Source organism: Niastella yeongjuensis, assembly GCF_900110245.1.
In the GTDB taxonomy this organism is placed as follows: Bacteria; Bacteroidota; Bacteroidia; order Chitinophagales; family Chitinophagaceae; genus Niastella; species Niastella yeongjuensis.
The window spans coordinates 923592-936307 of sequence record NZ_FOCZ01000002.1; the positions used below are offsets into that span (position 1 = coordinate 923592).

The following is a 12716-nucleotide window of genomic DNA, read 5'->3' on the forward strand; positions in this document are numbered from 1 at the left end:
TTTTTTAAAACCTCCTCTTCATGTCTACATTCAGCCAATATAACTTCAAGGGTCAGAAAGCATTGATCCGGGTTGATTTTAACGTTCCGCTTGACAAAAAAACATTTGCCATTACCGATGATACCCGCATTAAAGCGGCAGTGCCTACTATTAAAAAAATACTGGGCGATGGCGGTAGTGTGATCCTGATGAGTCACTTGGGCCGTCCCAAAGAAGGACCCGAGGATAAATATTCATTAAAACACCTGGTAGGTCATATCTCTGAATTGCTGGGCACCAATGTACAGTTTGCCAATGACTGCATTGGTAAAGAAGCGGTTGATAAAGCGGCTGCTTTGAAACCCGGTGAAGTATTATTGCTGGAAAACCTTCGTTTTTATAAAGAAGAAGAAAAAGGGGATGCTGGTTTTGCTGAAAAATTAAGCAAACTGGGCGATGTGTATGTGAACGATGCCTTTGGTACCGCTCACCGTGCCCATGCTTCTACCGCCGTGATCGCACAATTCTTCCCCCGCGATAAAAAAATGTTCGGTTTACTGATGGAAAGTGAAGTGAGCAGTGCCGAAAAAGTAATGAACAATGCCGAGAAACCTTTCGTTGCCATCATTGGCGGCGCCAAGGTATCTGACAAGATCCTGATCATCGAAAACCTGTTAGAGAGAGCTACCGATATCATCATCGGTGGTGGTATGGCTTATACCTTCGAAAAAGCGCAAGGTGGTAAAATTGGTAACTCCCTGTGCGAAGACGATCGCCTGGATACTGCCCGCGAATTGTTGAAAAAAGCAGAAGCCAAAGGTGTTTGTCTGCATTTCCCTTCCGATTCAGTGATCGCTGATAAATTCGATGCAGCTGCGCTTACTTCTAACGCCCCCAGCAATAACATCCCCGATGGCTGGATGGGTCTTGACGTAGGTCCTAATGCCTGTCAGCAATTTGTCAATGTGATCAAACGCTCAAAAACCATTTTGTGGAATGGTCCCATGGGAGTGTTTGAAATGGAAAAGTTCCAACACGGTACCAAGAGTGTTGCTACGGCTGTAGCGGAAGCTACACAGGATGGCGCTTTCTCCCTGGTAGGCGGCGGTGATTCTGTAGCTGCGGTGAACCAGTTTGGTTTTAACGACCAGGTAAGTTATGTTTCTACTGGTGGTGGCGCTATGCTGGAATTCTTTGAAGGAAAAGAACTGCCCGGCATTGCTGCGATCAATAAATAAGTAAGTTTGCAATATGTTTTTAACCGTGCCACGTTCCCGTAAGGGCGTGGCATTGTTTTTTTAATAATGGCACAGTTTTGCCGGTAATAGTGTTGGTGATCACTTCTGCTTAAAACTGGGGAATTATGAAGACGCGTAACTTTTTGCTGTTGCTTGTTGCTGCATTGGTATTGGTGTTTGTGGCCTGCTCAAAAGAAAAAAGTAATGAAACGGGTGTTCCTCCCGGTGGAACTACACCCATAGATACAGTCCCCGGCCCCATCGATACTACACAGGTATCAACACCCGGCACAGTAGTAGGGACCTGGCAATTTATCTCTGTTCAAAGCACCGGGTCTCAAACCGCCGAATTTTCCCAGGCAGGTATTCCATTAAAGGCAGTTAACACCAGCAATTTTACTTCCCAGAATAACGACGGTACCGTAACCTTCGATAGCGCTACAATGACAGCTACCGATATCTCTTTTAGCGTAAATACAAATGCGGCCACTTATGTTTATCAGGGCAATACGATTGTAGATTCTATAAAAACGCCCATAAACCAAAACTTCCCAACACAAAGCGCTAGTTCCGATTATAAAAAAGTAGGTGCCGACTCCCTGAATTTTGTAAACGCTAATTTCCTGGATGTACTCACCGGCGGACTGCTGCCCAACCCTCCCACCGGCTGTAAGGTATCGTTTAACGGTAATATGATGAAGATGACAATCGTGTATGATGCCGTAACCACCCAGGATTACCAGGGCGTTCCGGCAAAAGTTACGATACACATGGTAATGGTAGTAAACCTGCAAAAACAATAGCGAGGTTAACCCAATTAACTATCTCTTCGATATTTCAATAATCTTATCATCGCCCCCATTATCTGTACACACATATACTTTCCCTTCGGGAGAAATACATACATCGCGCATGCGGCCATATTTGTTGGCGTAGAACTCAAATACGCTGTCAATGCCGGTATGGGCTGCATTCAATTTTAATTGTATCAGCTTACTGTCCTTTAAAACTGCCAATAGCAGCGAATGTTTCCATTGTGGGATCTGGTCTTTATCGTAGTAATCCAGTCCGCTGGGTGCAATGGTGGGCGTCCAGGCCTGCAAGGGCTCGCGCACATTGTTGGCCGTACAAAAACTTTGTTCATTGGTTGTATTACAGAAACCAGTAACGGTTGGCCAGCCGTAGTTACGTCCTTTTTCAATGATGTTGATCTCGTCGTCTGAGGAAGGCCCGTGCTCTGAGCTGTAAAGAATATTATTGGCGTACACCAGACCCTGCGGGTTGCGATGACCAAAACTCCATACGGCGCTGCCGGCGGTTGGGTTATCGGCTGGAACGCTACCGTCGAGGTTCAATCGCAACACTTTGCCATTAACAGCACTTTTGTTTTGCGGGTTAGACTGATCGCTGGCATCGCCGGTAGTGATGAATAACTTTTGATCGGGCGTTATTAATAACCGGCAGCCATTGTGGATACTGCCTGCTTTTATATTATCGAGCAAAATTTGCGGACTGGTTAGGGTAGAACCGTTGTAGGTATACCGAACGATCTTTTCCTGGTAAGTACTTCCGTTCGTGTAGTTGTAGGCTACAAATACCTGCGGCATAGTGGAGAAATTCGGATGCAGCACCATGCCCAGCAAACCTCCTTCGCCCTGGGCAGATACTTCAGTAATGGTTAATAACAGTGTAACGGCGCCTGTAGCCGGGTTAACCCGGCTGATTTTACCGTTACGTTCCGTCATCCAGATAAAACCATCAGGTCCCCAACAAATTTCCCAGGGGTGGTTCAATTGGCTGGTAAGAACGGTGTCTTTAAGCAGAACGGCCGTGGCATTATTATTTTTATCCTTCTTTTTGTCGCAACAGGTGATAAACAGCGCCATACATAAGCCACTGTAAATGATCATTTGCTTCATAAAATAAGATTTTACACGCTTTCTGTAACGAAAACCATGCCGCTGCGACTAAAATCTTACCATGTTTGCAATGTTGGGCAGGCATGTACGTTAAATGGCCACCCACTGGAATGCATAGCTTAACAGTTTGTGGATCAAATGAAATGTGTACATTTATAAGACATAAAACTCTAAATTGATATGAAATCTCGTAATCTGGTCCTCATCGTTGTAGTGTTATTCATTTTAATACTCGGAGGTTGCGGTTGCAATGGATATAATAAGATGGTTACCCTCGATGAAAATGTGAAAAACAAATGGAACAATGTTCAGAGCGATTATCAACGTCGTGCCGACCTGATCCCTAATCTGGTAAGTACCGTAAAAGGCGCTGCTAACTTTGAACAGACTACCTTAACACAGGTGATTGAAGCCAGGGCAAAAGCTACATCTGTAAATATCAATGCAGATAACCTCACACCTGAAAAGGTACGGGAGTTTCAACAGGCGCAAGGCCAGTTGGGTGGTGCGTTAAATAAATTGCTGGTAGTAGCAGAACAGTATCCGCAATTGCAGGCTACCCAGAATTTCAGAGACCTGCAGGCGCAACTGGAAGGCACAGAAAACCGCATTAAGGTTTCACGAAACGACTTCAACACTGCTGTACAGGATTATAACTCTACGGCTCGTCGTTTCCCCAATAACATCTTTGCCGGTATGTTCGGTTTCAAAGTAAAAGAAGGTTTCACTGCCGACGCCGGTTCTGAGAAAGCACCTAAAGTACAATTCTAAAAAAATATCCATGGCCTATAACCCTTTCGCAAAAAGGAAAGAATTTTTTTCGCGCGACGAACAGGAGCGTATTGTAAATGCCATTCGCCTGGCCGAACAACAAACAAGTGGTGAGATCAGGGTGTATACAGAAAGCAAATGCCGGTTTGTTGATCCCCTCGACAGGGCCGCTGAAGTATTCTGGGGTCTTAAAATGGATATGACCAAAGACCGCAACGGTGTATTGGTGTATGTCGCTATGCAGGATCGCCAGTTTGCTATCCTGGCCGACCAGGGTATTCACGAAAAGGTTGGACAAACATTCTGGAACCAGGAAGTATCGGTGATGAAAAAGCATTTTAGCAAGGCCCTTCCTGCAGATGCCATTGAAGCTGTGATTACTGATGTGGGTGAAGCGCTAAGAACGCATTTCCCCTACGACCGTTCAACCGATAAAAATGAATTGCCCGATGATATAGTCTTCGGCAAGTAACAGTTCAATAACAGATAGGCTATTTGTAATGATAAAAAGACTCAAATTATTTCTTCTTCCGGCCCTGTGCTTTATTTCGTTGATCACGTCGGCACAGGATATTCCCGCCCGGCCGAATCCCCCAAGGTTAGTAAACGACTTTGCCGGTGTCTTGTCGCCAGATGAAGAAGCGCGGCTGGAACAACAGCTGGTTGCTTACGACGACAGTACCAGTAACCAGGTGGCTGTTGTGCTGCTTAAAACACTCAATGATTATCCCATTGAAGAATATTCATTGAAGTTGTTCCGCAGCTGGGGCATCGGGAATGCAAAAACAAATAACGGGGTACTCATTATTGCGGCACTGGATGACCGGAAGGTCAGGATTGAAGTAGGGTACGGCCTTGAAGGTGCCATCCCTGATATTACAGCCAATCACATCATCGATAATGATCTTAAACCCGATTTCAGATCAGGGGATTATTACGATGGGCTTTCAAAGGCAGCCAATTCAATCATAAAAGCCGCGGCTGGCGAATACAAAGCGCCGGCAGGTTATCGCAAGAAAAAAGGCGGCGGTGGATTTCCGATCGGTCTGATCTTTTTCATCATCGTGCTGGTGGTGATCTTAGGTGGCCGTAGTCGGGGTGGTGGTGGCGGTGGTATGATGAGCCGGCGCGGTTCAGGCTGGCTAGGCCCCTTTATTTTAGGTAATATGGTTGGTCGTGGCTTTGGCGGCAGTGACAGTGGTTTTGGCGGTGGCGGCGGCTGGGGCGGCGGCGGAGGCGGTGGTTTTGGCGGCTTTGGTGGCGGGAGCTCCGGTGGCGGTGGCGCCAGTGGCAGCTGGTAAAGAAACTACATGTAATCACAGTTCATAAGTTAATGGGTTATTAGGTTCATGCGTACGGAACCTGATAACCCAATATTTTTTAATTGGCGAACCATAATCCCTTAATCAGATATGCGCTACTTCTTAATTGTTGCCCTGCTGTTATATAGCTCTCTTTCATTCTCCCAACAAAAGGAGACCGGTTCTTCATTTGTAAAGAAATTACCCGACCCGCAAAAGGCGGTAAACGACTTCGGCCGGTTCCTTACCAGTAATGAAAAGGATACACTGGAATTGGAACTAAAGGATTATCTGAAACGAACCTCCAATGCTATCGTAGTGGTTACCCTGGAATCACTAACTGATCCTGAAACAGAAAAGGAATATACTATCGATGAGGCCGCCCTGTTGTATTTCAACGCCTGGGGTATTGGCGATAAGGCAAAAAATAACGGCGTGTTGTTGATGGTTAGCCGCAATCCCCGGCGGGTACGAATACAGGTGGGCACCGGTCTGGAAGCTATACTTACCAATGCAACCTGCCAGCAGATCGTTGATAATAACCTGGTGCCGAATTTCAAAGAAGGATTGTTTTTTGCTGGAATAAAAGAAGCGGTTGAGGCTGTACAACAGCTGCTGGATAATCCGCCGGCTGCCGAACAACAGGCGATGGCTCAATATCTGAGACCTGCTGTTGTAAGAAGTGAATCGAGAGATATGCTGGGTGCGCCTCCAGAAAAGAAAAATCCGGTAATTGGTTTTGTAACAATTGGCGGAATATTGGTAGTGTGTATCCTGTTTATCAAGTATGGTAAGCCACTATCCAGCGGTTGGTATACCCGTAATGGATATGAGTCAGAGACTCATCACAGAACGTTTCATAGTCATTCCTCAGGCGGCAGCTGGTCTTCGGGCGGCTCTTCCTTTTCTTCAGGCGGCAGCAGTTATGGTGGCGGCAGCAGTAGTGGGGGAGGAGCGAGTGGATCGTGGTAAGAATGTTTATTGTTCAAAGTTTAAAGTTGAAAGTTTTAAGTTGAAAGTTTAAAGTTCGGAGTTCCCGTTATTGGGTTGTTAGGTTCTTGAGTTCTGGGTTCTGGGTTGCTTCGCCCGCCGGATCCGCCGGCTGGCGGAGTAGGAGGGCCTTCTGCCTTGCCCGCCGGAGCCTTGGCGTAGGAGGGCCTTCTGCCCTTTCACCGAATGCCCCATAAAAACAAAGAAGCCTCCCAACGTATCGGGAGGCTTCTTTTATATAACGTGTCAACTTGTTAACGTGTCAACTAAAACCCTTTCTTATCTTCTGTAGATTCCATCTTCTTCTTAATATACTCTATCTGTTCAGCAGGCGCATTGGCTGCTTCTTTCTTTTTCACCACACCGGTCAGCAGGTTGTTTACGTATGGAACCAGGCCATAAGCAGCCAGGGCATCACGGAATTCGATCACCATGTCAACGCCTTTCTTTACTTTCTCTGTGTCTTTCACTACTGTCAGGTACTGGCAGAAAGTAGGGAGGAGGTTGAATTTGGCTTGTGAAATAGGCATGTTGTCAAATGCTTTGGCAACCAGGTCAAAATCATTTTCGCTGCCCGCTTTGATCATAATGGTGGTTAAGCTTTCAACCAGTTTGCCTTTGGCAGGGTATTTAACCAGTCGTTTTGCTTCACCTACTGCAGCAGCGCTGTCTAATTTAAACAGGGCCTCCAGTGAAGTACCGGCAACAGTATACGATGAATCGTTAACCAGTTTGGTGAAAAGCGATTTGTAGATGCCATTGTTAAATTGAACCAATGCGCTCAATGCGCTGGCGCGTGTAGGCGCTTTAGGATCTTTTTGTGCGATCTCGGCCAGTATGGGTTCAGCTTGTTTTTTTACGGCATCATTTTTCAGGTCCAGTTTGCTGATGGCAAATGAACGCAACCCAAAATATTTATCTTTCAAGGCCAGCATCATCAGTTCCTGGGCCTTAGGATCGTTCTGGTTTTTGCTTGCAAAGTCAATGGCTTCGCGACGATCGAGGTAAGTGGCGGCATATTTATACTGGTGAATAAAATTCTCCAGGGTTTTGTTGTCTTTTTTCTCGGCCAGCAGGGTTTTCCTGGCATCAACATTCACCAGGTCGGGGCGTTTGTCGTAAGCGAAAAAGAAGGTGGCTTCTTTATCTTTTATCCATACTTCATGGCGTACTTTTTCAGCGCCGGTGTAGATGTCGATAGCGATGGGTAAAATGAATGCGTTGTCGCCAGCTTGTGTTTGCTTAATGGTAACCTGTACTTTTTTGGCAGCATCGTCATATGCATAATCGATGCTCAATTGGGGATGACCGGCGCCATAATACCATTGGTTCCAGAACCAGTTCAGGTCTTTGCCGGTTACTTCTTCAAAAGCCAGACGCAACTGATGTGCTTCGGCCGATTTGAATTTATTGGTAGTGAGGTACAGGTTCAGTGCTTTAAAGAAAGCGCTGTCGCCTACATAACTGCGCAGCATGTGTAAAATGCGGCCGCCTTTGTTGTAGCTAACGGCGTCGAACATCGCCTCTTTATCATTGTAATAGAAACGAACCAGGTCTTTTTTCTCGCTGTGGCTTTGAATATAACCTTGCATGTCGCCAAAGTTCTGCGCATCGCCGGCGTCTTTACCGTATTTATATTCATCCCACAGGGTTTCACTGTAGTTGGCAAACGATTCGTTCAGGGTGAGGTTGCTCCAGCTTTCGCAGGTAACCAGGTCACCAAACCACTGGTGAAACAGCTCGTGAGCAATGGTGCTCTCCCAGCCATTGCCATCAACCAGTTCGCGTGCATCCTGCTGGGCGCTTTCCTGGTGCAGGGTAGCAGTGGTGTTTTCCATGGCGCCGCTCACATAATCACGGCCTACGATCTGTGAATATTTCACCCAGGGAAATTCAACACCCAGTATTCTTGAATAAAAGCCCATCATTTCGGGGGTGTTGCCAAAGATCTTTTTAGCTACGGGAGCATATTCTTTTTCTACATAATAATTTACTTCCTTGCCTTTATAGCTGTCTTTTATTACGCTGTAATCACCTACGCCCATAAAGAACAGGTATGGGGCATGAGGTAATTCCATTTTCCAGTCATCGGTACGGGTACCATCGGCATTGTTCTTTGAAGAAACCAGTTTACCATTGGAGAGAGTAACATATTTGGCCGGAACGGTCATAATGAACTCGTTGGTGGTCTTCTGATCGGGCTTGTCAATGGTAGGGCACCATACAGAAGTGGCTTCGGTTTCACCCTGTGTCCAGATCTGGGTTGGCTTATCTTTTTCTTCACCTTTGGGATTAATGAAATATAGGCCCTTGGCATCGGTAATGGCTGCGCTGCCTTGTACTTTTACTTCGTTGGGTTTAGCAGTGTATTCGATATAAACGGTATACTGTTCCCCACCTTTATAGGTTTTATCGAGGTTGATATTTAATTGCCAGCTGTCGTATTTGTATTTCAGGGTTTGGGTAGAACCGCCTTTTACGATGGCTACCTTTTGAATATCCATGCCTTTAGCATCGAGGGTCAGGCTATCGGTTGGGTAGAAGTGGGGAGCCAGGGTTATCCAGGCTTTTCCATTCATGTATGATTTGCTGTAATCGAATTTAACATCCAGTTTAGTGTGAACCAGGTCATTAATGCGTGGGGCGCTTTCCCGGTATTGTGTTTTCCACGAGGTGTCGGGGTTAGCCTCTTCCTGTTGCTGGGCCCACAGGTGGGGCAGTATTCCCAGGGCCAATATTACTAGTGAAACCTTTCTCATATCGAAATTTTAGAATTTAAGAGTTGTAAAGATAGGCGGGCAGTCCCTTAATAATTGTAAAAAATAGTATAAGTGGCTGGGATAAAAAGGCAAATGAGTAGATTTGCTACTATGAGCAATCCTTACCGACTTATAAAACTGTGTGCGATTGTAACAGGGTTGTGTATGGTTTACCATACACCAGCGCTGGCACAGCAGTCTTTATATGTGTACCTGCAATCGGAAAACCTGCAGCCTTTTTACGTGCAGATGGATGACAAGGTATATAGCTCCTCAGCTATAGGCCACCTGGTTATTGCCGGACTGCCCGATAAAACCTGCAACCTTGAGATCGGTTTTCCACAGCGTACTACCCAGCCGCAGCGTTTTGCTGTTCCGCTAAAAAATAAGGACCATGGCTTTCAACTGGTAAACAATTCCAGAGGATGGGCCCTGCTCGATCTGCAAACCGATGAAACCATAAAGCCCCTGAAAGCAGCCGGTGCTGGCAACCTGTTGTATGGAGAACGCAAAAAGGATGATGCTTTTGCCACTTTAATGGCAGCGGTGGTAAATGATTCCGCGGTATTATATACATCAATAGTAAAGAAGGACGAAGCTAAAGTGCCCAACGTGGCCGATGCGGGGCAGGGAAAAACGGTTCAATCAAAAGATACAACTACAAGGAAAGTGACCCTGTCTGCGGTTACGGTTACCAGCGTGCAGGATATTATAGAACTGACAATGAAGAAAGGTGCTGCCCAGGCTGATTCCGCGAGTCGCCAACTGGCAACTACCGATACGTTAACAAAGTATGACTCCAAAGAACGGCCTTTGAATGATAAACCGGTGGCAGCGGGTGTTACAAAAATTCAGCAGCAGACTACAAAAGACGGCGAAACAAAAATGGTGTTTGTCGATAGCAGTGAAACTCCGGCCAAAGTAGTGACGGTATATATAAATGAAGAAAAAGAGGCGGAGAAAAAGCCTGCGGTTCAAACCCAGCCTGGTATCCCGCGGGAACCGGAAGTTAAAGATTCCGGCAAAACCAGCGCTGCGCCGGTAGACACAAAAGAACTGGTGGCAGAACAAATAAAGAAAGAAACCTGGCGGTCGGCCCCGGCAGAAAAAAAGGCCGCCCCTACTGATACTGCAACTATCATTCTGGAATCGCCGCAAATGAAACAAGCTGCTGTGGCGGAAGAATCAAAACCTGTAAACAAACCCAAGGGAGAAACACAACCCGAGCCTGCAAAACCTGTAATAAAAGATACCGCTACGGCAAAACTCTTCGATTACGGTAAAATGCAGGTGGAACTGGTACAGGGTAATGCGGTGGTAAAAGAGGAAGCGGTAAAACCAATAGCAGCCGATAGTACAGTAAAAACTGCCGTTACACCCATTAAAAAAGATGAACCGGCCAAAGAAACCCCAAAAGCTGTGATGGATCCGGCGGTTGTACAAAATGATACACCTGCGTCGGTTGCAAAACCGGCAGAAACGGAAAAGCCAAAGGCAGTAGAGGAAAAGAAGGAACAAACAGCTGGCAAGCTGGTAATGATCAATTCAGATTGTGCAAAGCTGGCTACTGATGTGGATGTAGATAAAATGCGGGTAAAACTACTGGCGGAAGGTGATCCCCAAAAACGCCTGGCAGTTGCTAGCAAATACTTCAAAACCATGTGTTTATATGCCAAACAGATAAAGGCTTTGTCTGAATTATTTGCAGGAGACGAAGCAAAGTATAAATTCCTCGAAATGGCGTATCCCTTTGCCGCCGATACGGCCAATTTCAAACAGTTGTATGACCTGTTAAGCGATGAGGCATATGTGACCAGATTTAAAAAGCTGGTTCGGTTGCAGTAACGCAAAACTGCCGGATTCAGGTTCCCAATTCCACCGTTAAGCCGGGTTATCTTCAGGGGTAACCCGGTTTTGTTTTATGTAAAGTTCATAGTTGAAATATATGTATCATGCATTTATCCTGGACTCCAACCAGTAATAAACCAGAGATATCCCGCTTCTATACAGAGGCGGGATATCAGTGAGTCATCTACGGGACATCTGTGGGATATCTACGGGATATCTTTTATAATTACATGAATCTGTGTTGGTTCTGAAGAGGCTTAAAACTGGCTAAAACAGGTGGTAGTCCGGGGTAGATTAAAGCGGGTATTTCCTGGAACTTTGACCTTAAAACTTTGAACTAAGAACTAACTTGCGCCCCATGAATCGATATTTTTTGGAAGTGGCATACCATGGGGGGCGCTATGCAGGTTCACAGGTGCAGCATAATGCATTGACCATTCAGTCAGAACTGGAAAAGGCGATGGAAGTTTATTTCCGGCAGGCGGTGCCGCTTACCGGGTCTTCCCGTACCGATACCGGTGTGCATGCCAACCAAAATTACTATCATTTTGACCTGGAGAAGCCGATAAATCCCCGGGCTATTTATAACCTCAATGCCATTTTACCGGCCGATGTGGCCATTAGGCAAATTGTGCCGGTGGCAGAAACGGCCCATTGCCGGTTCGATGCGGTTGCCCGGGAGTACGAATATTATATATACCGGGATAAAGATCCGTTTTTGGTTGACCGGGCCTGGTATTATCCCTATACCCTGGATTGGGAGGGGATGCATGCAGCCGCTGCGGTGTTAAAGGAATATACCGATTTTACTTCGTTCGCCAAGCGGAATTCCCAGGTGTTTACTTTTAACTGTAACATAGAATACAGTGAGTGGAAACAGCATCCGAAGGGGGCTGTTTACCGCGTCAAATCCAACCGGTTTTTGCGGGGAATGGTGCGGGGTTTGGTGGGAACACAGTTACAGGTTGGAAGGGGTAAAATAACGCTGCAACAATTCAGGGAAATCATCGAGGCGAAGGACTGTACGCGGGCTGATTTTGCGGTGCCGGGGCATGGTTTGTTTTTACAAAAAGTAGTGTATCCGGAAATGTATTTTACGAACACGTAAGATGTTGAAATCGTTTGAACATAAAAGTAAGGCGTGAATGATAGGAGGAAGATACAATTTTGAAGAAGATTTATTAAGTGTAGAAAACGCCTTAAAAAAAATATCCTGCTGAAACGCTTGCCAGGCGGGCGTTTCAGCAAAGTTGGAAAAATAGGAGTGAAAAATATTTGGTAGTAAGTTAAACACGCCTATCTTTGCGGCCCGCTTTACAAAAAAGCACACTACACAAAAGCTCTTTACATAGAAATCGTTTACCAGCTGCATATAAATTAAGCATAGATACAGAGAGAAAGAGCAGAAGAAAAAGATGAGAAAAAGTTTGGAAGTGAGAATGAAATGCGCTTATCTTTGCAGCCCGGTTTGAACGAAAAAGCTCTTAGTATATTGCAACGAAAACAGTGAAAAAGAAATTGCGAAAAACGAAAGAAAAATTTTGAAGCAATAGAGTGAAACACTTACCTTTGCACCCCGATCGAAAAGAAAGGGAAGCGAAGAAAGAAAGAGAGAAAAGAGGAAGAAAGAAAGCGAGGATGCGAGAGCAAAATACGAATTAGATAATAACGAATGAGTGAGAGGGAAAAGAGGTAAAGGAAAAATAACATACGATATTTAAAGATCTTTGAAAGTTTGGAAGCAACAGCACTTGAATAATTTCAAGTAAATTAATCAAGGTAAGAATCTAGCGACTCGAAAAAAATTAACACGATTCACAAAGTTGATTTTCTTATTGAGAGAATTTAGCTAAGTGATCAAAACTCATTTACAATGGAGAGTTTGATCCTGGCTCAGGATGAACGCTAGCG

The 12716-nt window shown here is 45.5% G+C and carries 10 protein-coding genes; 8 read left to right on the forward strand and 2 right to left on the reverse strand.

Annotated elements, in window-relative coordinates:
* Positions 1-20: 20 nt before the first annotated feature.
* The gene (locus BMX95_RS08470; RefSeq protein ID WP_081201766.1) at positions 21-1217 is read left to right on the forward strand and encodes a phosphoglycerate kinase; all 1197 of its coding nucleotides are present in this window, start codon (positions 21-23) and stop codon (positions 1215-1217) included.
* Between the two features lie 125 nt (positions 1218-1342).
* Entirely contained in the window at positions 1343-2020 is a 678-nt protein-coding gene (locus BMX95_RS08475) for a hypothetical protein (RefSeq protein ID WP_081201767.1), read from the forward strand.
* Between the two features lie 18 nt (positions 2021-2038).
* Here BMX95_RS08475 and BMX95_RS08480 read toward each other — a convergent pair whose 3' ends face one another.
* Positions 2039-3136: a PQQ-dependent sugar dehydrogenase gene (locus tag BMX95_RS08480; protein ID WP_081201768.1), complete on the reverse strand. Its 1098-nt coding sequence runs from the start codon at positions 3134-3136 to the stop codon at positions 2039-2041.
* A 180-nt stretch (positions 3137-3316) separates the two neighbouring features.
* On the opposite strand from BMX95_RS08480, the gene BMX95_RS08485 reads away from it, so the two are divergent.
* The 4 genes from BMX95_RS08485 to BMX95_RS08500 all read left to right on the forward strand — a co-directional run bounded on the left by BMX95_RS08485 (position 3317) and on the right by BMX95_RS08500 (position 6180).
* Positions 3317-3907, forward strand: a complete 591-nt coding sequence (locus tag BMX95_RS08485) for a LemA family protein (protein ID WP_081201769.1) — start codon at positions 3317-3319, stop codon at positions 3905-3907.
* Between the two features lie 10 nt (positions 3908-3917).
* Positions 3918-4379 carry a TPM domain-containing protein gene (locus BMX95_RS08490; protein ID WP_081201770.1) on the forward strand — a complete coding sequence of 154 codons (462 nt, stop codon included), beginning with the start codon at positions 3918-3920 and terminating at the stop codon, positions 4377-4379.
* A 28-nt stretch (positions 4380-4407) separates the two neighbouring features.
* Positions 4408-5208, forward strand: coding sequence for a TPM domain-containing protein (locus BMX95_RS35660; protein WP_081201771.1), 801 nt, complete (start codon positions 4408-4410; stop codon positions 5206-5208).
* 111 nt (positions 5209-5319) lie between these two features.
* Positions 5320-6180 (forward strand): TPM domain-containing protein, encoded by an 861-nt coding sequence (locus BMX95_RS08500; protein WP_081201772.1) that lies wholly within the window; start codon positions 5320-5322, stop codon positions 6178-6180.
* Positions 6181-6464: 284 nt separating this feature from the next.
* Here the strand turns inward: BMX95_RS08500 and BMX95_RS08505 are convergent, their stop codons facing one another.
* On the reverse strand, positions 6465-8957 hold the full coding sequence (locus BMX95_RS08505) for a M1 family metallopeptidase (protein WP_081201773.1): 2493 nt from the start codon (positions 8955-8957) through the stop codon (positions 6465-6467).
* A gap of 93 nt (positions 8958-9050) precedes the next feature.
* On the opposite strand from BMX95_RS08505, the gene BMX95_RS08510 reads away from it, so the two are divergent.
* Both BMX95_RS08510 and truA read left to right on the forward strand, forming a co-directional pair.
* Positions 9051-10802 (forward strand): DUF4476 domain-containing protein, encoded by a 1752-nt coding sequence (locus BMX95_RS08510; RefSeq protein ID WP_107686035.1) that lies wholly within the window; start codon positions 9051-9053, stop codon positions 10800-10802.
* Between the two features lie 361 nt (positions 10803-11163).
* Entirely contained in the window at positions 11164-11913 is a 750-nt protein-coding gene (gene truA / locus BMX95_RS08515) for a tRNA pseudouridine(38-40) synthase TruA (RefSeq protein ID WP_081201775.1), read from the forward strand.
* Positions 11914-12716 lie beyond the last annotated feature (803 nt).